The organism is Sphingomonas radiodurans, assembly GCF_020866845.1.
Taxonomy (GTDB): Bacteria; Pseudomonadota; Alphaproteobacteria; order Sphingomonadales; family Sphingomonadaceae; genus Sphingomonas; species Sphingomonas radiodurans.
Map to the genome: position 1 here is coordinate 2,427,436 of NZ_CP086594.1, position 22,565 is coordinate 2,450,000.

The window sequence follows — 22,565 nt, forward strand, 5'->3', positions numbered from 1 at the left end:
CGCGCGCGCGCGCCGGGCCATCTGCCGCGCATGGAACAGCCGCAAAACCTGAAGGGCGTCAACATCCGCGCCGAGATCGATCGCCTCCGCAAGGAGCGCAACGCGGTGATCCTCGCGCATTATTACCAGAAGCCCGAGATCCAGGACATTGCGGACTTCGTCGGCGACAGTCTCGATCTGTCGCGCAAGGCCCAGGCGACCGACGCCGACGTGATCGCCTTCTGCGGCGTGCGCTTCATGGCCGAGACCGCGAAGATCCTCTCACCCCAGAAGATCGTGATCCTGCCTGACATGGACGCCGGTTGCAGCCTAGAGGACAGCTGCCCGCCCGACCAGTTCGCCGCCTTCCGCAAGCAGCATCCCGACGCAATCGCGCTGACGTACATCAACTGCTCCGCCGCGGTGAAGGCGCTCTCGGACGTGATCGTCACCTCGTCGTCGGCGGAGAAGATCCTGTCGCAAATCCCCAAGGATCAGCCGATCATCTTCGGCCCCGATCGAAATCTGGGCGGCTATCTCGCGCGCAAGACCGGACGTGATCTCATCCTGTGGCCCGGCGTGTGCATCGTCCACGAGGCGTTCAGCGAGACCGAGCTGCTGAAGCTCAAGGCGCAGCACCCCGGCGCGCCCGTCGCCGCGCACCCCGAATGCCCCGCGGTGATCCTCGACCACGCCGATTACGTCGGCTCGACCAGCGGCATCCTTGCCTATGCGAACGACTTCGCCGGCGACACGCTGATCGTCGCGACCGAGCCGCACATCATCCACCAGATGGAAAAGGCGCTGCCGAACAAGCATTTCATCGGCGCGCCCGGCGCCGACGGCAACTGCAACTGCAACATCTGCCCGTACATGGCGCTCAACACGATGGAGAAGCTCTACGTCGCGCTGCGTGACTTGCAGCCGCGGATCGAGATGGACGAGGAACTCCGCCTCGGCGCCAAGAAGAGCCTCGATGCGATGCTCGCCATGGCGAGCGGTACGGTAGGGTTGGGCGATCTCGGACCCGCGCGGGTGACGGGGGATTAACCTCCTTCGTCACTCCGGCCTTGAGCCGGGGTCCCGCTGTCTTCTTCAAGGCCGAAGAAGAAGCGGGACCCCGGGTCGAGCCCGGGGTGACAGTTAAGCCGCCGCGCGCACCGCATCGCAAATGCGGTCCACCACCGCCTCCACCTGCGCGGCGTCATCCCCCTCGGCCATCACCCGGATCACCGGCTCGGTGCCCGACGGGCGAATCACCAGCCGCCCGTTGCCCGAAAGCTCCGCCTCCGCCGCCGCGATGATGTCGCGGACGCTGGCGGCCTCCAGCGGCTTGCCACCGCGCGCATATTTCACGTTCTTGAGCAATTGCGGCAGCGGCTCGAAGCGGTGCAGCACCTCGCTCGCCGGCGCGCCCGTGCGCTGTACTTCGGCCAGGATCTGCAGCGCTGCGACCAGCCCGTCGCCCGTCGTGCCGTAATCCGACAGGATGATGTGCCCCGATTGCTCGCCGCCCACGTTGAACCCGCGCGCGCGCATCGCCTCGAGCACATAACGATCGCCGACCGACGTGCGCACCAGACCCAGCCCCTGCGCCGCGAGATGCCGTTCGAGCCCCAGGTTCGACATCACCGTCGCCACCAGTCCGCCACCCGCCAGTCGTCCGCGCCGCGCAAAACTGGTGGCGATCGTCGCCATCAACTGGTCGCCATCGACGACGCGGCCCTTCTCATCGACCACGATCAGCCGATCGGCATCGCCGTCCAACGCAATGCCGATCGCCGCGCCGCTCGCCACCACCGTGTCCGACAAGGTCTGTGGCGCGGTCGATCCGACACGGTCGTTGATGTTCTTGCCGTTCGGCTCGACGCCGATCGCGACAACCTCGGCGCCCAACTCCCACAGCGCGGACGGCGCCACCTGATACGCCGCGCCGTTCGCGCAATCGATCACCACCTTGAGCCCGTCGAGCCGCAGGTCCGCCGGAAAGGTTGATTTGGCGAAATGGATGTAGCGCCCGCGCGCATCCTCCACGCGGCGCGCACGGCCGATGTCGCCAGCCGGGGCGAGCGCGATCTCGCCGTCGATCAGCGTCTCGATCGCGATCTCCGCCTCGTCGGAAAGCTTGTACCCGTCGGGCCCGAACAGCTTGATGCCATTGTCCGCGAACGGATTGTGGCTGGCCGAAATCATCACCCCGATGTCGGCGCGCATCGATTGCGTCAGCATCGCCACCGCTGGCGTCGGCATCGGGCCGACCAGCACCACGTCCATCCCCACGGCAGTGAACCCGGCGACCAGTGCATTTTCGAGCATATAGCCCGACAGCCGCGTGTCCTTGCCGATCACCACCCGGTGGCGATGATCGCCGCGCACGAAATAGGCGCCCGCCGCCATGCCGACCTTCATCGCCATCTCGGCCGTCATCGGCGCGATGTTGGTCAGCCCGCGGATGCCGTCGGTGCCGAAATATTTGCGTGCCACGCCGCTTCTCCGTTGCGTCGAATCCCGTTCCGGCATCCATCTTGCCGCAAAACGTTGAACATTCGCTCTTGCCGATTGCCCGGACGCGGAACAAGCCCACGGTTGTGTTGCTTGTGAAGGGCCCGATGTCACAATCCACCCGTATTCTTTTCGCGCTCGTCGCCGGTCTCGTCGGCGGCATCCTGCTCGCGGCCTATGCGCCGGGCGCAGTCGAGCCGACCGCCTCGATTGCGCAACCGATCGGCCAGGCGTGGCTCAACGCGCTGCAGATGACGATCGTGCCTTTGGTCTTCTCGCTGCTGGTGACGGGCGTCGCCGCGACGGCGGAGGCAGCGCAGGCCGGCCGGCTCGCCGGGCGTGCGGTCGGGCTGTACCTCGTCATCATGCTCGCCTCGGCGGTGACGGCGGCGCTGGTGACGCCGTTGTTCCTGAGCCTTGCGCCGCTGCCCGCCGAGTCCGCCGCCGCGCTGCGCGGCGCGCTTACGGGGGTGGCCCCCAACCCGCCTGTGCCGCCGCTCGGTGAATTCCTGGCCGGGATCATCCCCGCCAATGTCGTGCGCGCGATGGCGGAGAGCAATTTCCTCTCGATGATCATCTTCGCGCTGGTCTTCGCCTTCGCGCTGATGCGGATCGAGCCCGAGCTGCGCGCGCTGCTGGTGCGCGTGTTCACCGCGGTGCGCGATACGATGCTGGTCGTGATCGGCTGGGTGTTGTGGGCCGGCCCGGTCGGCGTATTCGCGCTGGCGCTGGTAGTCGGCGCGCGCGCCGGCAGCGGGGCCTTCTCCGCGTTGGTCCATTACATCCTGATCGTCGCGGGAGTCGGCGTCGTTATTGCGCTGCTCGCCTATCCGATGGCGATGCTTGGCGGGCGCGTGTCGCTCGCGCGCTTCTCGCGCGCCGCGCTGCCGAGCCAGGCGGTCGCCGTGTCGACGCAATCCTCGCTTGCCAGCCTGCCCGCGATGCTCACGAGCGCTCGCTCGCTCGGCGTGCCGGTCGCGACCGCCGGCGTCACGCTGCCGCTCGCGGTGGCCTTGCTGCGCGCGACCGGGCCGGCGATGAATCTCGCTGTCGCAATCTATATCGCGCATTGGTTCGGCGTGCCGGTCTCGGGTGGCGCGCTTGCGGTCGGCACTTTGGTCGCGGCGCTCATGTCGCTTGGCGCGGTCAGCCTGCCCGGCACGGTCAGCTACGTCAGTTCGGTCGCGCCGGTCTGCGCTGCGATCGGGGCGCCGACCGCACCGCTCGGGCTGCTTGTCGCGGTCGAGACGATGCCCGATATTGTGCGCACGCTCGGCAACGTCATGTGGGATCTCGCGACCACCGTAACGCTGGCGCGCGGCGAACGGGCCGGCGAAGACGAGGCGGACACTCTGCTGGAGGATGCGGCATGAACTATCGGATGTTGGGTGACGGGCTGAAGGTTTCCGCAATCGGCATCGGCTGCATGCCGATGGCCAGCAAGGAAGGCGGCCGGATCAATTACGGCACGGCCAATGACGACGAAAGCATCGCGACGATCCACCGCGCGATTGATCTCGGCATCACCTTTTTCGATACGGCCGAAGTCTATGGCCCACTGTTCAACGAAGAACTGCTCGGCCGTGCGCTCAAGGATCGGCGGGACGGCATCGTCATCGCGACCAAGTTCGGCTTCATCGGACCCGACGGCAATTTCGGCGTGAACTCGCAGCCGGCGAACATCCGCCGCGCTTGCGAAGGATCGCTCCAGCGGCTCGGTGTCGAGACGATCGATCTCTATTACCAGCATCGCGTCGATCCCAACGTGGCGATCGAGGACGTGATCGGCACGCTCGCGGACCTCAAGGCCGAGGGCAAGATCAAGCATATCGGCCTGTCCGAAGCGGGCGTCGCGACGATCCGCCGCGCCGCCGCGGTCCACCCGATCGCCGCGCTGCAAAGCGAATATTCGCTGTGGGAGCGCGACGTCGAGGAAGAGATACTGCCGGCGTGCCAAGAACTCGGCATCGGCTTCGTGCCATATAGCCCGCTCGGCCGCGGCTTCCTGACCGGCTCGATCCGCTCGCGCGACGAGCTGAAGCCGGGCGACTATCGCCTCAACGATCCGCGCTATGCCGAGGGCAATTTCGAGGCCAACATGGCCGCGGTCAACGTCGTCCAGTCCGTCGCGGACAGCCATGGCGCCAGCGCCGCGCAAGTTGCGCTCGCGTGGCTGCTCGCGCAGGCCGGCACGATCGTCCCGATCCCAGGATCGAAGCGCCGCGCGACGATGGAAGACTCCGCCAAGGCGCCCGAGGTGGTCCTGACGACCGCAGACCTCGCTTTGCTCAACGAAGCCGCCCCCCGCGGCGGCACCGCCGGCCCGCGCTATCACGCCGCGATGATGAAGATGGTGCGGATCTAAACCTAGCAATGCCGTCACCCCGGACTTGATCCGGGGTCCCGCTTCTTTTGCTGCCGTCCGAACAAAGCGGGACCCCGGCTCAGGGCCGGGGTGACGGCGTTTTACTCAAGTCAACGCCGCGCCAGCGCCCACCGCAGCACATTGCTCATCCCGCGCGCGCCAAGCCGCACCGCCGGCCGCGCCAGTGCTGAGGGCGCCCGTCCATGCATCGCCGCGGCCCACGGCGGCAGCAGATCGAGCCCCGCCGGTGCGATGATCGCCAGCGCCGCGCCATTCGTCGGGTCGGGCCCGGTCGCGAGCAGCGCATTCGCCACTTCTTGCGTCCGCGCATCGAAGCGCAACTCGGGGCGGACGGCGCGATAATAGGCCTCAACCTCACGCCGCGTCTCGGGCACGTCGCGCGCGCCCAGTCGGCGCGCGATCGTCGCAGTCTCCGCGAAGTAACGGTCCTGTTCGGCGCCCGTAACCGCCGGATCGCGATATCGCAGATAGCCGCGCAGGAAGCTGTCGACCTCGGCGACATGCACCCAGGTCAGCAAGGCGGGATCGTTGGCATCATAGCGTGTGCCGTCGGGCAGGGCGCCCGATACGTGATTGTGGATCGACCGCACGCGTCCGATCGCGCCCTCGGCGGCGGTAGTGCTGCCGAAGGTCGTCACCGAGATGAATTGCGCGGTACGGCGTAGCCGGCCCAGCCGGTCGCGACGAAAATCGCTATGGTCCCAGATCCCCGCCAGCGCGAGCGGGTGGAGCATCTGCAACAGCAGCGCCGAAACGCCACCAATCATCATTGCGGAAAAATCGCCATGGATCCGCCAGGCCGCGGAGCCGGGGCCGAACAGCCCATCGTCGCCGGGCGGCCGCGACAGGTCAATCTCGCCCGAGCCGACGAGCGCACGGATGCGCCCGCCGAGTGCCGCGCGAAGGTCGGGCAGCAAGCTGGCCACCCGACGCCTCCGCGCCTGCTCCCTTACTCTTCGCTAGCGGCGGCGGCGGCCGGCTTGCGGCCGCGCTTTGCCGGTGCCGCGGCCTCGGTGGCTTCGGCGCCCTTGCGCATCATGCCGGGCTTGCGGCCCAAGCCGATCTTCTTCGCCATCGCGCGCCGCGCCTCGGAATAGCTTTCGGCAACCATCGGATAATCCGACTTCAGGCCATAACGCTGGCGATATTCCTGCGGGCTCAGGCCGTGGCCGGCAAGGTGACGACGCAAGGTCTTGTAAGGCTTGCCGTCTATCATCGAGATGATGTGATCCTTCGAGGCAAGCGACTTGCGCACCGACACGGCGGGCGAATAGTCACCGGCAGGCTCTTCGGTCGTGGTGGAGATACCCGTGGTCGTCAGCTGATTTACCGCCTCATGCATCTTCTGCAGGAACCCCGGCACCTCGTCGCTCGACGCGCGCGTGTTGGGGTTGGACAGCCATGCGATCGTGAGTTCGGTGGCGAGTTCGACCGCGTTGGTATCGACGGTATCTTCAATCATGCGACGTTCCTTTTACTTTTTTGTTGCCATAGCAAGTCGGTTTTGTGCGTCAACCGTCGATGTTAGGCTCCGCAATCTTTTGCTACGAACCCAATTTGCTCATCCTCAAACTCCTGCATTTGATGTTTCGTTGCATTTCAATCTATTCTGCCGTTCATCTGGCATTAACTTACAGAATACTGCTGATCTACATCACAATGCGTCCTCGCCATCGTTAGCGCAGGCCGATATCGCGGCCCGCATGATCCACGGCTCGTCCTCAAAATCCCTGTCGGTTGGCATGGCCTTTTTCGTCGCCGCGATCGGGATCGGGCTGTTCTCGATCATGGATGCGGTGATGAAGGGGCTGGTGCTCGCGATCGGCGTCTACAACACGATGCTGTGGCGGATGGTCGGCAATGTCGCGCTCGGCACGGTGGCATGGGGCGCGATCGGTTATCGCCGGCCGTCGCGGCGCGCGATGCTGCTGCATGTGGCGCGCGGCATCGTCGGCGGCGCGATGGCGCTGCTGTTCTTCTGGGGACTTGCGCGCGTGCCGATGGCGCAAGCAATCGCGCTGTCGTACATCGCGCCGCTGCTGGCGTTGCTCCTCGCCGCGCGCTGGCTGAAGGAACATGTCTCGCGCCGCACGATCTGGGCAGCGTTCGCGGCCAGTTTCGGGATTGCGACGATCTTCATCGGCCAGTCGCGCGCGGCGCTCGGGCCCGAGGCGTTTGCGGGCGCGCTGGCAGTGCTTGCCTCGGCCGTCCTCTACGCGGTGAATCTGATCCTCGCGCGGCTGCAATCGCTCGCCGCGCGCCCGGCGGAAACGGCGTGTCTCCAGTCGCTGGTGATCCTGCTGATGCTGGGCTGTGCCGCACCATGGCTCGCCGCTCTGCCGCCCGCCGAAACGCTGGCGCCGCTCGCGCTCGCGGCGGGGCTCGCGTTCGTCTCGATGATGCTGCTTTCCTGGGCGTACGCGCACGGCGAGGCGGGCTATCTCGCGATGACCGAATATACTTCGTTCGTGTACGCTGCGGTGCTCGGCTTTGTGATCTTCGGTGAGCGCGTGTCGCTCTACACGTTCATCGGCGCAGTCGTGATCGTCGCCGCCTGCGTCTATGCTGCGCGCCGCCGCGACATCGCCGCGCAAAGCCTGGAGCATGCCGCATGACCGTCACCATCCGCCCCGCGACCCCGGCCGACGTGCCGACGATGCTCCGTTTCGTGCGCGAGCTCGCCGCCTTCGAGCGCGAGCCCGATGCGGTCGAGGCGACCGAGCCGATGCTCCACGACGGCCTGTTCGGCGCGAAACCAGCGGTCGAGGCGCTGATCGCGGAACGCGATGGCATCAGCATCGGCTTTGCGATCTTCTACCACACCTTTTCAACCTGGACGGGGCGGCGCGGAATTTGGCTCGACGATCTGTACGTCACGCCCGAGGCGCGCGGATCGGGCGCCGGCGCGGCGCTGCTCCATGCGCTGGCCGGGATCGCGGTCGACCGCGATTGCGCGCGCTTCGAATGGTGGGTGCTCGACTGGAACACCCCTGCGCTCGATTTCTACCGATCGCGCGGCGCCGTGCCGCAGGACGAATGGACGGTGCAGCGCGTGTCGGGGCCTGCGCTCCTCACGCTCGCCGGCCGCGGCTGACGCTGTCCTACGGCTGCGCGATCATGGCATAAAGCAATGCGCCAGGACGGAAGGACGCCGATGCTGAGAACAACCGCGCGACAGCCTCAACTTCCTCAACATTCGCGCGCCGGAGCGTCCTGATGCCGTGGCTCTTGCTGATCATCGGTGGCGTGTTCGAGGTCGGGTTCACCACCTGCCTGCGGCATGTCGACGGCTTCCGCCATCTCGGCTGGACGGCCGGTTTCCTCGCGTCGGTAACGCTGTCGATGGGGCTGCTCGAACAGGCCTCGCGCTCGATCGCGATGGGGACGGCCTATGCCGTGTGGGGCGGGATCGGTGCGCTCGGCACCGTGCTGGTCGGCATCGCCTTCTACGGCGAGCCTGCGACGCCGGTGCGGATCGCGCTGATCTTCGCCGTCGTGGCGTGCATCGCAGGGCTGAAACTGACCGCGCATTGAGGCGCCGGTCTGGTACCCCTCTCCCGAACGGGAGAGGGGCTGGGAGCAATCAGTCGCGCCCGGGTACGTCGTGGTCGTGCGGCTCTTCGCCCTGCGCCTTGGCGGCATTGTAGCGCTCGATCGCCTCGACTGTGATCTGCCGAGCCTCGTCGGCGCCGCCCCACTTCCCGATGCGGACCCACTTCTTCTTCTCGAGGTCTTTGTAGTGCGTGAAGAAATGCTCGATCTGCTCGAAGACGATCTCGGGCATGTCTTCCCGCTCGCCGACCTTCGAATAATACGGGAAGGTCTGGTCGACCGGCACGCACACCAGCTTCTCGTCGCCGCCGGCCTCGTCTTCCAGGTTCAGCACCGCGATCGGCCGCGCGCGTACGACGCAGCCGGGAATGAACGGGGTGCGCGACACGACCAGCGCGTCGAGCGGATCGCCGTCGGGCGACAGCGTATGCGGCACGAAGCCATAGTTCGCCGGGTAGCGCATCGGCGTGTGAAGGATGCGATCGACGAACAGCGCGCCGCTGGCCTTGTCGAATTCATACTTCACCGGCTCGCCGCCTGTCGGCACCTCGATGATGACGTTCAGGCTATGCGGCGGATTCTCGCCGGTCGGTATCATGTCGATGCGCATGATCGGTCCTCTTGTACGAATGAAGAAAAATCGCCGCGAGTCAGCGCGGCGACAGCAAGCGATCCAATCCGGCCTCTCCCGTGCCGATTTTTTCGAGCCGCGGGTAGCGCAGCCCACCGTGCCAGTCGAGCGCGACTTGGCGATACCGGTCGCCGTTCTTGATCCACAATTGCACGGGCTGCTTGCTATCCTTTGTTGCAGCAATCGCCGTCTTCAGCCGATCGTCCGAATAGGCGACGCCATCGACCGACACGATCATCGTGCCGACCGTCAGCCCGGCATCGAACGCCGCGGAACCCCAGGTGACGGACGTCACCTCGGCATTCGCGCCGACGACGAACCCGCCCGAATAGGTCAGATCCACCACCTTGCGCGCTTTTTCGCCGCTCTTGAACGATGGCGTCGGCTCGGCGGTGTAGATCAGGCGATAGCCGTTGCGCTCCAGCCCGGTGAGCGGCGCGCCCTTGGCATGTTCGGTCAGCCGCTGGGTCAGCAGCGTGCGCCAGTCATAAGGCTGGATCGCGTTCAGCGTCGTGACGAGATCGTCGAACGTATAGGTCAGGTCACCCCAGTCGCCATCGCGCACGCCGAAGAAGGCCTTGGCGAAATCGTCGATCGACTTTTTGCCGCCCGAAAGCTCGCGCAGCCTCGAATCGACTTCGAGCCAGATGAGCATCCCCTCGCTGTAATAATCCTCGCTGCGCTGCCAGCTCGACCAGCCCTTGGGCCGCCGCGCCGAGATGATCGGATCGTTGGTGGTATCGAGCAGATCGCGCCACTGCCGCGCCGGCTGGCTCTCATACAGTGCGCCGATCGCGGCAATCTGGTCGAGTGTGTCCTGCTTCGACACGATCCCCGATCGCGCCTGCAGCACATAGCCCCAGAACTGCGTCTGCCCTTCATACACCCACAGCAGCGAGTTGCGCATGGGCGTGCGGAAATCGGGCGTCCACGAACCCGCGCCGCGGCGGAACTTGCCGTTCCAGCTGTGCGCATATTCGTGCGGCAGCAGGTTTCGGCGGCCGGGGCCGTCGTCCCACTTGGTGAAATAGCCCGGGGTCACGCCATTCTCGCTCGATCGGTGATGCTCCAGCCCGATGCCGCCGAGATTGTCGCTGATCGACAGCAGAAAGGTGTAATTGTCGTAATGCTGGCTGAAGAACGCCTTCACGGATTGATCGACGAGCCGCTTGTGCGCGTCGATCTGCGCCGGGGTGGCAGCAAGCTCGCCCGGCGTGTCGGCGAACACCGCGAGCGAAACGCGCGGGGATAGTGGCCACGTCTTGGCATAGCGCCCCGCGACGATCGGCGAATCGACGAGCGTCTCGTAATTCACGCGATCGTAGGTGTAGCTCGATCCGCTCACCTTTGCCGGGATCGCCCCCGCCGCGGTCCAGCCGGCGGGGTATTTCACCGTCATCGTCACCGGGATCTGCCGCGTGAACCAGCCGGCCGGATAGAGGCTGACCGAATTGGGCTGCAGGCTCAGCATCTCGGGCGTCATCGCGACACGCCCCTGATCGGTCTTGGTCGCGGAAATGAACTGGAAGCGCGCCTCGATCGTCTTCACGCCCGCCGGCACGTCGACGTGGAAGGCGAACACGTCGACCGGATCGCGCGTCCACTCGATCCGCTTTCCACCCGCCGTGATCACCAGCCCGGCCAGCTTCTCGATCTGCCCGCGCGGGCCGTGATTGCCCGGCAACCATGCGGGGTACAGCAGCACCATCGGCCCGGCCTTCGCCACCGGGATCGTCTCGGTCACGCGGAAGATGCCGCGCGTCACGTCGGTCGCATCGACATCCAATGTGATCGTTCCCGAATACGGCCGATCGACCGGATCGGGGATCGCGGTGGTGAACGGCGCCGGCTGCGGCGCGGAATTGCCGCTTGGGACTTGTGCGGAAAGCATGGCGGCGGAGGCGAGCAGGAGGCTCGCGGAAACAAGACGATACATGGCTCCATCCGCTAGCGTGCCGCGCGGCGAAGCTCAATTGCCCAATACATTGATCGTGAAGGCAATCACGCCAAGGTTGAAGACGAACGCGGCCAAACAATGCCCAGTGACGACACGGCGCATGCGGCGTGACTTGATCGCGACGTCCGAGGTCTGGAACGTCATGCCCAGCGTGAAGGCGAAATAGATGAAGTCCCAATAATCGGGCTCGTCACCATCGGGAAAGTCGAGTCCGCCGGCGTCTCTGGCGCCATCGCGACTGTAGAACAGATGCGCGTAATGCAGTGCATAGGCAGTGTTCGAAAACAGCCACGCGATCGCAAGCGTTGCGATTACCAGCGTCGCTTCACCGACTGAGGTACGCCCGCCAAGCTCGTTCGCGACTGCGACCAGCACCACCAGCGTGACGATCGCGGTGAGCGCGAGCAGCCCGGCGCGGTTCGCGTCATTGTCCGTCGCGCGGCGTCGCATGGCGTCGCTCTCGTCGTCGAGCAGCGGCCATAGCGATAGCAGGAAGCCAGCACTCGCAACATCGAACCCAAGCATCAGGGCGCGGCCGAGCGGCTGGCCGAGTGCCACCGCCATCCCGCTCGCCGCGATCATCGCCAGCGCAAAGCCGATGAAGCGCGCTGGTGCGATGCGGTTGCCGATCCCCATGGGCCGGGGTGCTAGCGCGCGGCGCAACGCGCGCCTAGATGCGGCCGCGATGGCCCGTATTCAGACCCCCAATCGCGTGCGCGGCACGCAGGATATCTTCGGCAGCGAGGAACGCCGCTTTTCTCGCGTGCTCGAAACCTTTGATCGCGTCCGCAAGCTCTACTGTTTCCAGCGCGTCGAAATCCCGATGTTCGAAGACACGCAAGTGTTCGCCCGCTCGATCGGCGAGACGACCGATGTCGTCTCGAAGGAAATGTATACCTTCCCCGATCGCGGCGGAGACTCGCTGACGCTGCGTCCCGAGTTCACCGCCGGGATCGCGCGCGCCTATCTCACCGAGGGCTGGCAGCAATATGCGCCGCTGAAGCTCGCGACGAGCGGCGCAGTGTTCCGCTACGAGCGCCCACAGAAGGGCCGCTATCGCCAGTTCCACCAGATCGACGCTGAAATCCTCGGCGCGCCCGAGCCCGCCGCCGATGTCGAGCTGCTGACGCTCGCCGATCAGTTGCTGCACGAACTTGGCATTGCGGACGGTGTGACGCTGCAGCTCAACACGCTCGGCGACGCCGAGACGCGCGACGCGTGGCGCGCGGCGCTGGTGGCGCATTTCGAGGCGCACCGCGGCGATCTGAGCGAGGACAGCCTGAAGCGGCTCGACAAAAATCCGATGCGGATCCTTGATTCGAAGGATCCCAGAGATCGCCCGATCGCCGACAGCGCGCCCGATATCGATGCGTATCTGACGCCCGACGCCCGCGCATTCTTCGACGCGGTAACCGCCGGGCTGGATGCCGCAGGCGTCGCGTGGGAGCGCAACGCGCGGCTGGTACGTGGGCTCGATTACTACCGCCACACCGCGTTCGAGTTCGTCACCGATCGGCTGGGCGCGCAAGGAACGGTGCTCGCTGGCGGGCGCTACGATGGGCTGGTGGAAAGTCTCGGCGGGCCGGCGACGGCTGGTGTGGGCTGGGCGGCCGGTGTCGAGCGGTTGGCGTTGTTGTTGAAGGAGCCGGCGATCGAAACGCCTGAGCTATTCTTTATCCCGGCTGATGCTTCTGTGGCCCCGCTTGCTGCAGAGTTGCTGACGCTCAGCCGATTTGCCGGGATCTCTGCCGGCATGGCATTGCGCACTGGTTCAGCAAAGAAGGCGTTCGAGAAGGTTAAGCGTGATCTGAGTGCAGTTCGCGTCGTCAACGTAGAGGAAGGCGTTGAAAGAGATCGTCTTGGATCGATCCGTCTTCGCGATATTTGGGAAGAGGCAGCGCCTGTTCGCGCACGGTTGAAGGATGCGCTGGCGGCACGCTTCGTGGTGGACGAAGATCCAGAGTCGCGCGTTATTTCCTTGGTCAGTCGGCGAGCATGAAGCATCTCAACCTCGTCACCCCGGGCTTGACCCGGGGTCTCGCTGCCTTAGCCCGCGCTGAAGAAGAAGCGGGACCCCGGATCAAGTCCGGGGCGACGATCATGGGGGCGGCGCGCGCATGACCGTCATCTCCCCCGCCCGCATCCGCCAGATCGAGGCCCGCCGCGACGAACTTGCCGCGCAAATGGCGACCGGCGATCTCCCCGGCGACCGCTTCGTCGCGGTGTCGAAGGAATATGCCGAGCTCGAACCCGTCGCGCAGGCCGCCGCCGAAGTCCGCCGGCTGCGGCAGGAGGCGGAAAGCCTCGCCTTCATGACCGAGGATGCCGACGCCGAGCTGCGCGCGATGGCCGAGGATGAATTGCGCGACAACAAAGCCGCGCTGGAGGCGGCGGATCGCAAGCTCGCGCTCGCGCTGCTGCCGCGCGATGCCGCCGATGAACGCTCGGCGATGCTCGAGCTGCGCGCCGGTACTGGCGGCGACGAGGCGGCGCTGTTCGCGGGCGATCTGTTCCGCATGTACCAGCGCTATGCCGAAGGGCAGGGCTGGCGCGTCGAGCTGATTTCGTCGTCTGACAGCGACGCCGGCGGCTTCAAGGAAGTCGTCGCCAGCGTGACGGGGCAGGGGGTGTTCGCGCGCCTCAAGTTCGAAAGCGGCGTCCACCGCGTCCAGCGCGTGCCCGTTACCGAAAGCGGCGGGCGCATCCACACCTCCGCCGCGACCGTCGCGGTGCTGCCCGAGGCGGAGGAAGTCGACGTTCAGATCGAGGACAAGGATCTGCGCATCGACATCTATCGCTCGTCCGGCCCCGGCGGCCAGTCGGTCAACACCACCGACTCAGCGGTGCGGATCGTCCACATCCCGACCGGGCTGACGGTGATCCAGCAGGACGAGAAATCGCAGCACAAGAACAAGGCCAAGGCGCTCAAGGTATTGCGCACGCGGCTGTACGAACTGGAGCGCGAGCGGCTCCACGCCGAGCGTGCGGGCGCGCGCAAATCGATGGTCGGCAGCGGCGATCGCTCGGAGCGGATCCGGACGTACAATTTCCCGCAAGGCCGCGTCACCGATCACCGCATCAACCTGACGCTGCATCGCCTGCCGGAAATCCTGCAGGGCGACATGGGCGAACTGATCGGCGCGCTCATCGCCGAAGACGAGGCGGAGCGATTGGCGACGCTCGATGGCTGAACAAACTCCCTCTCCCCGCTCAGGGAGCCCATCAAAGTATTACTTTGATGGGGCCCTCAGGGGAGAGGGCAGGGGAGAGGGGCAGTCCGGAGCGCCGTCCCCTGACACTGCCCCTCTCCCGACCTCGCTGCGCTCGGCCACCCTCTCCCCTGAAGGGGAGAGGGAGACTGCTCGCGCCGCGCTTACCGCCGCCGCCGCGCGCTTCACCTTCTCCCAAACCCCCCGCCTCGACGCCGAACTCATCCTCGCCCACACGCTCGGTATCCCCCGCGAACGCTTGCTGCTGACCCTCGCCGATCAGCCCGTCCCCCCCGATTTCGCCGCACTCGTCGAGCGCCGCGCGCAGCACGAGCCGGTCGCGTACATCACCGGCACGCGCGCCTTCTGGACGATCGACGTCGAGGTCGCCCCCGGCGTCTTGATCCCGCGCGCCGACAGCGAGACGCTGATCGAGGCCGCGGTCGATCATTTCGCGGGCACGCCGGGCCCGCGCGCGATCCTCGATCTGGGCACCGGATCAGGCGCGCTGCTACTTGCCGCGCTCGATCAATGGCCAGACGCGACCGGCGTCGGCATCGACGCATCGCCGGCCGCACTCGCGATCGCCGCGCGCAATGCCGAGCGGATCGCACCCGGGCGCGCAACAGCGTCCGCGGGTGGATGGAAAGGCACCGGTAGGCGCTTCGATCTGGTGCTTTGTAACCCTCCCTACGTATCGATCGACGCCGAAATACCCCCGGAAGTCTCCGCCTTCGAACCAGCCAGCGCCTTGTTCGCCGGCCCCGACGGCCTCGACGATTATCACCGCATCGCTCCGCTGCTGGGTGCGCAACTCGCGCCAGGCGGCGTCGCGTGTATCGAGATCGGCTCGGACCAGCGCGACGCCGCGAGCGCCATCTTCGCGGCCGCAGGGCTGACGGTAGCAGTGCGGCAAGACCTTGCGGGTCTCGACCGTTGCTTGATTGTTACGTCTTGAAACGCGGCGTTGCGGCACAATATTTCTCTTTGAGAAAGCCCCTCCACCGGCTATGTCAGCGGCAGGGGCACGCAAACTCAACATAAGTCGTTGAATTTGGGCGGGTTGCCCACCCTTCGTTAGCAACCGCTGCAGTCCGGCGGTCGTGGCAGGTTCTGGAATGGCCGCGTGTTGCGCGACTTCCACCGGGGCCGGGGAACGTTGCACCGATGATCCCGGGAGCATGGCCGGTTTTGGTTTGAGGACGAGGACAGTAATTTGATCAATAACCGTCAGAACGGCCGCCGTCGTGGCCGTGGTGGGCAGCAACAGCGCCCGCAGGGTGGCAGCCAGGGTTCGCGTGATAGCGGCAATCGGATCGACAGCCGCTCGCGCGGCAACGCCAGCCAGTTGTACGAAAAGTACAAGAACATGGCCTCTGACGCGCAGCGCCAGGGCGACCGCGTCAACACTGAATATTATCTGCAGTTTGCCGACCATTACTTTCGTGTGATGGCCGACCAGCGCGGTCGTTACGACGATCAGAGCCAGCCGCGCCGCCCGCAGAACGACTTCGACGGCGACGACGATTTCGGCGACGAGGGCGAGCCGATCCGCGCCGACGAGCAGGCTCGCGGCGGCGATAGCGACAGCAATCGCCAGTACGATAACCCCCGTCAGTACGAGAACCAGCGCCAGTACGAAGGCAATGGTCAGTACGACGGCAATCGGCAGCAGTACGACGGCAACCGCCAGCGCTCCGACACCAACGACAATCGCGCGCGCGACGACAACCGCCAGCGGGCGGACGGGAACGACAACCGCGCCCGCGACGATAATCGTCCCCGCGAGGACAACCGTCAGCGGGAGGACAGCCGCCCCCGCGACGACAACCGTCAACGCGACGGACAGAGCGGGCGTCAGCGCCATAACACGCCGCGCCCTGCCGAACCCCGCGCCGCAGAGCCGCGACGCGACGAGCGGCCCGGCAATGGCTATGCGACGGGCGATCAGCCGGTGAACGCCGCCCCAGTGACGCAGACCGTCGCGCCGCAAACCACGCCGCCGGTCGAAAGCGCCCAGTTCGAGCCGTCCAGCGAGGCGCCTGCACCCAAGCGCCGCGGCCGCCCGCGCAAGACTCCGCTCGATACCGGGTCGGACGCTGGCACGGATGCTGGCGAGCCGCTCGGTCTCGACACCAGTGTGCTGCCACCGTCGATCGGTGTCTCGGAACCAGCAGACGATGCCGCGCCCAAGCCACGCCGCCGCCGCTCGGTCGTAACGGCTGCGGAGGTTGTCCCGAGCTGATCCGATCCGCTTTGCTGAGTTGAAAAGGTCGGTCCCGCTTCGTGCGGGGCCGGCCTTTTTCTTTGTCGCGGCAACGCTCTACTATGACCGCGCGAGCCATGGTGACGCCCGGCGATCTAGCCGCTAGTCTCCACTGAAACGGGGAGAGCGTGCATGCGGCGGATGGTGTTGGCACTGGCGCTCGTTCCGGCGATCGCGGTAGCGCAAGACGTGCCGCCGCCGCGCAGCGCGCAAGGCGACGTCGCGGTCACCATCTACAACAACGATCTCGCGTTGGTGCAGGATACGCGGCAGCTGAACCTGCCCAGCGGCATCACCCGCCAGGACTTTTCCGACGTGTCGGACTCGATCCGCCCGGCGACCGTTCGCCTCTCAGCCGACGGCGTCACGATCGTCGAACAGAATTTCGACTATGATCTGCTCTCGCCCGAAGCGCTGATGGAAAAGGCGGTCGGCCAGACGATCACGATCGTGCGCACCAATCCCGCGACCGGGACCGAGACGCGCGAGCGTGCGCTGGTGCTCGCCAACAACGGCGGCGTGGTGATGCGGATCGGCGACCGGATCGAGGTGCTGCGCGACGATGGCCTGCCAGTGCGTGTCGTATTCGATTCGCTGCCGCCCAATCTGCGCGCCCGCCCGACGCTGTCGGTGACGCTCGACAGCGCGCGCGGCGGCACCCGGCCAGTGACGCTGAGCTATCTCGCCGGCGGCTTCGGCTGGAACGCCGATTACGTCGCGCTGTTCGACGAGGCGAAGGGCGCGATCGACGTGCAGGGATGGGTCACGCTGCGCAACAATAACGATACGCCGTTGGTCAACGCCGATACGGTTCTCGTCGCTGGCGCGCCCGGCAGCGTGCAGGAGCGCAACCAGCGCCGCATGTCCTCACGCCCTGGCTATGCGCCCGGCTCGCAGCCCGGCACCGAAACGGCGGCGCGCGCGCGGCTCGGCGACTTCTACCTCTATCCGCTCGCCGCGCGCACCACGATCGCGGCCAAGCAGCAGAAGCAAGTGAGCTTCCTCAGCATCGCCGCGGTGCCGGCGCGCAAGGCCTATGAATACCGCGTCGACTGGCTCGAGACGAAGGACGAGGCGGAGAGCGCGTCGACGGTGCTCGCCGTCTCCTCGTCGAGCGCCGGCGGTCTGGGCGATGCGTTGCCCGCGGGAACGGTGCGCGTTTACATCCGCGACGCGTCGGGCCAGCCGCAGTTCATCGGGGAGAGCGCGATCGGCCATACGCCGATGGGATCGAGCCTGGCGCTCGTCACTGGCCAAGCATTCGACGTGAAGGTGAAGCCGGTGGTCGAGAAGCGCGAGCGGATCGATGCGAACGAATGGAAGCGCGTCGAACGCTATCGCATCACCGAAAACGGCAACGTCCGCACGGTGGAAATCGATCGCGCCACAACGTTCAACCGCACGACCATGCGCTACGAATTAACCAACGCACGGCCGCAGCCGGTGACAGTCGAGATCGTGCAGGCCGGTCTCGACAATTACTGGCACGACACACGTGTCTCGTCCGAGAGCGTCAAGGGCGAGCAACGCTCCGCCGACGAGCGCATCTGGCGCGTTCCAGTGCCAGCGAACGGCAGCGCGACGCTGACCGCCGTCATCGACACGCGGTATTGAGAATGCGCTCCCTCTCCCCGCGAGCGGGGAGAGGGCAGGGGGAGAGGGGCATGACTGCGACCTTTCCGCACTGCCCCTCTCCCCAACGCTCTCCCCTGAAGGGAAGAGGAAGTTTGGCGCTCGTCCTGTGGTGCCTTGCCGCCACATCTGCCGCCGCCCAAACCCTCGTAACCTCGGACAAACCCACCGCCATTTCCGTCACGCTTTACCGCGCGCCCGATCGCGACCCTTCCACACCAATCGATCGCACCGCCGCGCAGGGCTTCGCGCTGATCACCGAAACCCGCACGATCACGCTCCCCGCAGGCCCCGCAGTGATCCGCTTCGAAGGCGTCGCAGGCAACATAATGCCCGAGACCGCGATCGTCTCGGGCCTGCCGCAGGATGTCGCCGAAAAGAACCTCGACGCCGATCTGCTCAGCCCGCGCACGCTGTACGACCGAGCGCTAGGCCGCCGCGTGCTGATCCGCCGCACCGACAAGGCGACCGGCCGCGTCACCGAGCAGCAGGCGACGATTCGATCGAGCGCGGCAGGGGCGGCGGTGATTGAGATCGCCGGCGGCTATGAGGCGCTGCGCTGCTCCGGCCTGCCCGAGACGATCGTCCAGCCCTCGGTGCCGGACGGGCTCAGCGCCCGACCGACCCTGTCAATCTCAACCAGCGCCGCGCGGCCGGTAACGGTAACCGTCACGCTATCCTACCTCGCCGGCGGGTTCGACTGGCAGGCGGATTACGTCATCACGTTGCGCGGTCGCGCCGGCAGCGGCGACAGTCGCGCCGATCTCACCGCCTGGGTAACGCTTGCCTCGAGCGACGTGACAAGCCTGCCCAATGCTCGCACGCAGCTCGTCGCTGGCAAGCCCAACCGCGAACAAACGCCGTCGTTCGGCAATTACGAGGCCGGCGCGCTCTCGTTACGCTGCTGGCCGACGGACATTGATTACGGCAGCGACTCGGCAGTCCCACCCCCTCCGCCCCCGCCCCCTCCCGCGCCGCTGATGGCGATGGAATCGGGCGAAATCGTCGTCACTGCCGCACGCATGTCGGCGCCTGCGGTCGAGGTGATCCAGGGCGAGCTTGGCGATTTCAAGCTCTATACCGTGCCGATGCCGACTACCGTCGCGGCACAGGCGCAGAAGCAAGTGTCGCTGATGACGCGCGCCAACGTCCTCGTCCGCACCGTCTACGTCAGCGAAGGTCAGTACGGCGATCTCCAGCCCGCGCATCCCGTGCTGCGAATGCGCAACCGCACAGCCGACGGTCTCGGCGCACCGCTGCCGGCGGGACAAGTGATGGTGTTTCAGGAAGGAGCGGAGCGTCCCATCCTGCTCGGCAGCCCCTCGTTCGACGACAAAGCGATCGACGAGGAGGTCGAGCTCGATCTCCCGCCGACCCCCCGCGTCTCTGCATCTCTCGATCACGTCTCCGATGCGAAACTCATCCAGCGCTACCTGCTCACCGTCAGCAACGCCAACGCTTGGCCGATCGCCTATGAAGCGCGCTTCAGCAACGGCGACGAGCGGTTCGCCAGCGGGGCTAAAACCGTGATGAGGAACGGGCAGCGGATCTGGGCGGTCACCGTTCCCGCGAACGGCCGTGCGACGTTTGCTTACTCGCTCCGCGCGCCCGAGTGATCCAATTCGCGCGGGTCGACCGCCTCGTCGTGGCCGGTGCCCGACGACAAGAAGGTCAGCCCCATCAGCGCACCCGCCATCACGACCGATCCGACGACCCCGCCAACCACCGCCAGCGAGGCGATCCAGCCGAGCGTGCCATAGGCGCGCCCGACCAGCCATATCGCGATCACCGCCGCGACAATCCCGACCACGAACATCCAGCCGAGCAACCGGCGGAAGCGCGCCCAGGCAAATCGCGCATATTCGGGATCATCCAACCGGCTCATGCTTCCCATCTGGTGTGGAGAAGCGCATTCTGCCACCGGCACCGCAACCAAGCGGGCGAGGATGAGAGGAGCCGAGCGATGACGATCGCAGCAATCCTACATGGCAAAGGACAGAACGTGGTGTCCGTGACGCCGGGTGACACGGTACGCCAGGCGGTTGCACTCCTCGCTGAGCGACGCATCGGCGCCGTGCCGGTGCTCGATGGCGATAAAGTCGTCGGGATCTTTTCCGAACGCGACGTGATCTACTGCCTCAAGGACGGTGACATGGGTGTGCTCGACCGTCTCGTTGCTGATGTCATGACCGCACCGGCGATCACCGTGGCGCTCGAAGACCCGGTAATCGGTGCCTTATCGTTGATGTCGCGGCGGCGGATCCGTCACTTGCCGGTGGTCGACCAGGGCCAGTTGGTGGGCTTCGTGTCGATCGGCGATCTGGTGAAATACCGCATCGATCGCGTCGAAGCCGACGCCGAGGCGATGCGGTCGTACATTCAGCAGGTGTGACGCCTCATCGCGGGCGCCGGATCAGCGCGATCGTCTCGCGCACCAGCGGGCGCGCGAACAGCAGCAGCCACCCGGCATAGGTCGCGCCGCCGACCGCGACGAGCAGCGCCAGCCGCGGTGGGGGGGAGAAGTCGGTAATCTGGTCTACCAAGGTCACTACCACCGCCATCGCGCAAGCGGCGAGGAGTGGCGTGGCAATCGCTGCGGCAACATCCCGGAAGCGCGCACCGATCACCGGCAGTGATCGCCAGCAGCTCACCGCAAGGTACAGCGGATAGGCGGCAATCCACGCCGCCGCGAGCCCCGTGGCACCCCAGCGCACGCCGACGATGAACCCGAGTGCCAGGATCACTGCGCCGGTCGCGCCATTGCGCACCCCGATCCCCGGCCGTCCAAGCGCATCGCAGGCCGGCGAAAACAGTACCTGCAGCGTCATGAATGGCATGGCGAGCGCGAGCAACCGCACGACCGGCACCGCCCCAGCCCATTTCTCGCCGAGCATCGTCAGCACCATCGGCTCTGCTGTCGTGGCAAGGCCGAAGTAGAAGGGCAGCGCGGCAAGCATCACGATCCGCACCCCAGTGACGAACGCTGCGGCCGTCGCTGTGCGGTCGTGCTGGATTCGTGAGTAGGCCGAGAAGGCCACTTCGTTGAGTGGCGGCACGAATTTCGACACGAAGATCTGCGCCAGGAACAGGCTCGTCGTGTAGATTCCAAGGTCGTGAACGTCGAGAAACCGCCCGGCGATGAACACGTCGATCTGGCTTTGCAGGAACCAGAACAGCTGGCTCGCCGCCATGACGCCGCCGAACCGCGCGAGCGCGCCTGCCCCGCGGAAGTCGAACGACGGCATCACCAGTGACCCAGCGGCAACCGTCATGCCCACCGCACGGGTCGCGAACAGCGCGATCGGCGCCAGCACGAGCGTCCACACGCCCCAGCCTGAAAAAGCCCCGATCAGCGCCATCGTGGCACCCGCCATCGCCGCGAGGATATTGACCCGAGCCTGCAGGCGAAAGTCCATGCTTCGGCTGAGTAGCGCCTGGGGGAGCGCAATGAATGGTGTCCCAAGGTAAATCAGCGCTTGTACGCGCAGCAGCTGGGCAACTCCGGGCTGGCGATAATAGGCGGCGGCAAGCGGGGCGAGCGCGACCTGGAGCAGCGCCAGCGTCAGATTGACGATGATGAGCATTCCGAACAGCTGCCGGATCTGACGATCGGTCACTTCCTTCTGCTGGACGAGCCCGCTCGCAAGGCCATAACCGTTCAGCATGTTCAGGAATGCCATGACCACGCCGCTCATCGCGAACAGGCCGTAATCGCTCGGCGAGAGGATGCGGATCACGAGGAAGGTGGCGGCCCATTGCACCATCTGCGCGGCAATCTGGCTTCCGGATCGCCAGATCACGGCGCTGCGCACCTGGCTCGCGAACGATTCCGTACGATTCGAGGGGCGTGCGCGGGCAACCATGACTGATTCGCTACAGCCTGACGGCTTCACGGGAGGTTAAAACCCGCGGAAATCCGTCATTTTGTGTGGCCACTGTAAGAAAGTTGCAAAAAGTGTTTGACGGTGTGGGCGGCTCCACCTAGATGGGGGTCACCGCAGCGGTGGCCGACACGGTTGCCGCGGTGGTCAGCACAATCAAGGCGCCGAGGTCGCCCCGAGGAATTGGGGTAGGACTGGGCGTCGGTTTTTGTCGCTCTTTGACATTGTTGGTTTAGATGAAGGGACATGTGGGCGGCGGCTTGCGGGTTCTGGCGGCCTCAGGGCGTCGGACACTCGTTTAAATTTAGCCTGACCTGTATGTCCTCTATTACTTATCCACAGTAAAGTGAAGTGCAGGTTGGGCTCCCTGAGATGACCTGTTTTGATCCGGCTATTCCGCTGGGTTGGAATGGTGACATGAACTTGAGAGTTTGATCATGGCTCAGAATGAACGCTGGCGGCATGCCTAACACATGCAAGTCGAACGAAGGCTTCGGCCTTAGTGGCGCACGGGTGCGTAACGCGTGGGAATCTGCCCCTTGGTTCGGAATAACAGTTGGAAACGACTGC

At 65.9% G+C, this 22,565-nt stretch carries 21 protein-coding genes and 1 rRNA gene (1 of these 22 running past the window's edge); 14 read left to right on the top strand and 8 right to left on the bottom strand.

The genetic code is table 11. The features are described 5' to 3' along the window. The first annotated feature begins 30 nt into the window (after positions 1-30). Positions 31-1,029, top strand: a complete 999-nt coding sequence (gene nadA / locus LLW23_RS11265) for a quinolinate synthase NadA (protein WP_228945565.1) — start codon at positions 31-33, stop codon at positions 1,027-1,029. 93 nt (positions 1,030-1,122) lie between these two features. On the opposite strand, the gene glmM is transcribed toward nadA, so the two are convergent. Further along, positions 1,123-2,463 (bottom strand): phosphoglucosamine mutase, encoded by a 1,341-nt coding sequence (glmM, locus tag LLW23_RS11270; protein ID WP_228945567.1) that lies wholly within the window; start codon positions 2,461-2,463, stop codon positions 1,123-1,125. Between the two features lie 125 nt (positions 2,464-2,588). Between glmM and LLW23_RS11275 the strand changes: the two genes are divergently transcribed. Both LLW23_RS11275 and LLW23_RS11280 read left to right on the top strand, forming a co-directional pair. Further along, positions 2,589-3,854, top strand: coding sequence for a dicarboxylate/amino acid:cation symporter (locus tag LLW23_RS11275; RefSeq protein ID WP_228945569.1), 1,266 nt, complete (start codon positions 2,589-2,591; stop codon positions 3,852-3,854). Beyond that, complete coding sequence (locus LLW23_RS11280) at positions 3,851-4,846, top strand: aldo/keto reductase (protein WP_228945571.1); 996 nt, start codon at positions 3,851-3,853, stop codon at positions 4,844-4,846. The genes LLW23_RS11275 and LLW23_RS11280 overlap by 4 nt, the downstream gene beginning before the upstream one ends. 110 nt (positions 4,847-4,956) lie before the next feature. Here the strand turns inward: LLW23_RS11280 and LLW23_RS11285 are convergent, their stop codons facing one another. Together LLW23_RS11285 and LLW23_RS11290 are read right to left on the bottom strand one after the other, a co-directional pair. After that, on the bottom strand, positions 4,957-5,793 hold the full coding sequence (locus tag LLW23_RS11285; RefSeq protein ID WP_228945573.1) for an oxygenase MpaB family protein: 837 nt from the start codon (positions 5,791-5,793) through the stop codon (positions 4,957-4,959). A gap of 23 nt (positions 5,794-5,816) precedes the next feature. Beyond that, positions 5,817-6,329 carry a MucR family transcriptional regulator gene (locus tag LLW23_RS11290; protein ID WP_228945575.1) on the bottom strand — a complete coding sequence of 171 codons (513 nt, stop codon included), beginning with the start codon at positions 6,327-6,329 and terminating at the stop codon, positions 5,817-5,819. A gap of 280 nt (positions 6,330-6,609) precedes the next feature. On the opposite strand from LLW23_RS11290, the gene LLW23_RS11295 reads away from it, so the two are divergent. The 3 genes from LLW23_RS11295 to LLW23_RS11305 all read left to right on the top strand — a co-directional run bounded on the left by LLW23_RS11295 (position 6,610) and on the right by LLW23_RS11305 (position 8,401). Continuing rightward, positions 6,610-7,482 carry a DMT family transporter gene (locus LLW23_RS11295; RefSeq protein ID WP_228945577.1) on the top strand — a complete coding sequence of 291 codons (873 nt, stop codon included), beginning with the start codon at positions 6,610-6,612 and terminating at the stop codon, positions 7,480-7,482. Next, positions 7,479-7,961, top strand: a complete 483-nt coding sequence (locus tag LLW23_RS11300) for a GNAT family N-acetyltransferase (RefSeq protein ID WP_228945579.1) — start codon at positions 7,479-7,481, stop codon at positions 7,959-7,961. Before LLW23_RS11295 ends, LLW23_RS11300 begins: the two co-directional genes overlap by 4 nt. 122 nt (positions 7,962-8,083) lie before the next feature. Next, a complete protein-coding gene (locus tag LLW23_RS11305; protein WP_228945581.1) occupies positions 8,084-8,401 on the top strand; it encodes a DMT family transporter in 318 nt (105 codons plus the stop codon). Between the two features lie 49 nt (positions 8,402-8,450). On the opposite strand, the gene ppa is transcribed toward LLW23_RS11305, so the two are convergent. From ppa to LLW23_RS11320, 3 genes are read right to left on the bottom strand one after another with little or no spacing between them, the layout of a single operon-like run. Beyond that, a complete protein-coding gene (ppa, locus tag LLW23_RS11310; RefSeq protein ID WP_228945583.1) occupies positions 8,451-9,029 on the bottom strand; it encodes an inorganic diphosphatase in 579 nt (192 codons plus the stop codon). Positions 9,030-9,069: 40 nt separating this feature from the next. Then, positions 9,070-10,986: a M61 family metallopeptidase gene (locus LLW23_RS11315; protein ID WP_228945584.1), complete on the bottom strand. Its 1,917-nt coding sequence runs from the start codon at positions 10,984-10,986 to the stop codon at positions 9,070-9,072. 33 nt (positions 10,987-11,019) lie between these two features. After that, the gene (locus LLW23_RS11320; protein ID WP_228945586.1) at positions 11,020-11,643 is read right to left on the bottom strand and encodes a DUF1345 domain-containing protein; all 624 of its coding nucleotides are present in this window, start codon (positions 11,641-11,643) and stop codon (positions 11,020-11,022) included. 49 nt (positions 11,644-11,692) lie between these two features. On the opposite strand from LLW23_RS11320, the gene hisS reads away from it, so the two are divergent. The 6 genes from hisS (at position 11,693) to LLW23_RS11350 (ending at position 19,730) form a co-directional block, all read left to right on the top strand. After that, the gene (hisS, locus tag LLW23_RS11325) at positions 11,693-13,006 is read left to right on the top strand and encodes a histidine--tRNA ligase (RefSeq protein ID WP_228945587.1); all 1,314 of its coding nucleotides are present in this window, start codon (positions 11,693-11,695) and stop codon (positions 13,004-13,006) included. 118 nt (positions 13,007-13,124) lie between these two features. Continuing rightward, positions 13,125-14,198, top strand: coding sequence for a peptide chain release factor 1 (gene prfA, locus LLW23_RS11330; protein WP_228945589.1), 1,074 nt, complete (start codon positions 13,125-13,127; stop codon positions 14,196-14,198). Positions 14,199-14,325: 127 nt separating this feature from the next. Next, positions 14,326-15,174, top strand: a complete 849-nt coding sequence (prmC, locus tag LLW23_RS11335) for a peptide chain release factor N(5)-glutamine methyltransferase (RefSeq protein ID WP_228948554.1) — start codon at positions 14,326-14,328, stop codon at positions 15,172-15,174. 258 nt (positions 15,175-15,432) lie between these two features. Continuing rightward, positions 15,433-16,461 carry a DUF4167 domain-containing protein gene (locus tag LLW23_RS11340; protein WP_228945591.1) on the top strand — a complete coding sequence of 343 codons (1,029 nt, stop codon included), beginning with the start codon at positions 15,433-15,435 and terminating at the stop codon, positions 16,459-16,461. A gap of 153 nt (positions 16,462-16,614) precedes the next feature. Then, a complete protein-coding gene (locus LLW23_RS11345) occupies positions 16,615-18,096 on the top strand; it encodes a DUF4139 domain-containing protein (RefSeq protein WP_228945593.1) in 1,482 nt (493 codons plus the stop codon). A gap of 113 nt (positions 18,097-18,209) precedes the next feature. Continuing rightward, positions 18,210-19,730, top strand: coding sequence for a DUF4139 domain-containing protein (locus LLW23_RS11350; protein WP_228945599.1), 1,521 nt, complete (start codon positions 18,210-18,212; stop codon positions 19,728-19,730). Here LLW23_RS11350 and LLW23_RS11355 read toward each other — a convergent pair. Then, on the bottom strand, positions 19,706-19,999 hold the full coding sequence (locus LLW23_RS11355) for a hypothetical protein (RefSeq protein ID WP_333473765.1): 294 nt from the start codon (positions 19,997-19,999) through the stop codon (positions 19,706-19,708). The two genes, LLW23_RS11350 and LLW23_RS11355, sit on opposite strands and share 25 nt — an antisense overlap. Before the next feature lie 78 nt (positions 20,000-20,077). Between LLW23_RS11355 and LLW23_RS11360 the strand changes: the two genes are divergently transcribed. Next, positions 20,078-20,506, top strand: coding sequence for a CBS domain-containing protein (locus LLW23_RS11360; protein ID WP_228945603.1), 429 nt, complete (start codon positions 20,078-20,080; stop codon positions 20,504-20,506). A 4-nt stretch (positions 20,507-20,510) separates the two neighbouring features. On the opposite strand, the gene LLW23_RS11365 is transcribed toward LLW23_RS11360, so the two are convergent. Beyond that, on the bottom strand, positions 20,511-21,977 hold the full coding sequence (locus tag LLW23_RS11365; RefSeq protein ID WP_228945605.1) for a lipopolysaccharide biosynthesis protein: 1,467 nt from the start codon (positions 21,975-21,977) through the stop codon (positions 20,511-20,513). Positions 21,978-22,414: 437 nt separating this feature from the next. On the opposite strand from LLW23_RS11365, the gene LLW23_RS11370 reads away from it, so the two are divergent. After that, positions 22,415-22,565: ribosomal RNA gene (locus LLW23_RS11370) — 16S ribosomal RNA — on the top strand (it continues 1,336 nt past the right edge of the window).

Coding starts and splice junctions, on each gene's coding strand:
- LLW23_RS11320 (WP_228945586.1), bottom strand. CDS start 11,643: ATGGGGATCGGCAACCGCATCGCACCAGCGCGCTTCATCGGCTTTGCG.
- LLW23_RS11365 (WP_228945605.1), bottom strand. CDS start 21,977: ATGGTTGCCCGCGCACGCCCCTCGAATCGTACGGAATCGTTCGCGAGC.
- LLW23_RS11290 (WP_228945575.1), bottom strand. CDS start 6,329: ATGATTGAAGATACCGTCGATACCAACGCGGTCGAACTCGCCACCGAA.
- LLW23_RS11305 (WP_228945581.1), top strand. CDS start 8,084: ATGCCGTGGCTCTTGCTGATCATCGGTGGCGTGTTCGAGGTCGGGTTC.
- hisS (WP_228945587.1), top strand. CDS start 11,693: ATGGCCCGTATTCAGACCCCCAATCGCGTGCGCGGCACGCAGGATATC.
- LLW23_RS11360 (WP_228945603.1), top strand. CDS start 20,078: ATGACGATCGCAGCAATCCTACATGGCAAAGGACAGAACGTGGTGTCC.
- LLW23_RS11280 (WP_228945571.1), top strand. CDS start 3,851: ATGAACTATCGGATGTTGGGTGACGGGCTGAAGGTTTCCGCAATCGGC.
- LLW23_RS11300 (WP_228945579.1), top strand. CDS start 7,479: ATGACCGTCACCATCCGCCCCGCGACCCCGGCCGACGTGCCGACGATG.
- LLW23_RS11345 (WP_228945593.1), top strand. CDS start 16,615: ATGCGGCGGATGGTGTTGGCACTGGCGCTCGTTCCGGCGATCGCGGTA.
- prfA (WP_228945589.1), top strand. CDS start 13,125: ATGACCGTCATCTCCCCCGCCCGCATCCGCCAGATCGAGGCCCGCCGC.
- LLW23_RS11295 (WP_228945577.1), top strand. CDS start 6,610: ATGGCCTTTTTCGTCGCCGCGATCGGGATCGGGCTGTTCTCGATCATG.
- ppa (WP_228945583.1), bottom strand. CDS start 9,029: ATGCGCATCGACATGATACCGACCGGCGAGAATCCGCCGCATAGCCTG.
- LLW23_RS11275 (WP_228945569.1), top strand. CDS start 2,589: ATGTCACAATCCACCCGTATTCTTTTCGCGCTCGTCGCCGGTCTCGTC.
- LLW23_RS11315 (WP_228945584.1), bottom strand. CDS start 10,986: ATGTATCGTCTTGTTTCCGCGAGCCTCCTGCTCGCCTCCGCCGCCATG.
- nadA (WP_228945565.1), top strand. CDS start 31: ATGGAACAGCCGCAAAACCTGAAGGGCGTCAACATCCGCGCCGAGATC.
- LLW23_RS11355 (WP_333473765.1), bottom strand. CDS start 19,999: ATGAGCCGGTTGGATGATCCCGAATATGCGCGATTTGCCTGGGCGCGC.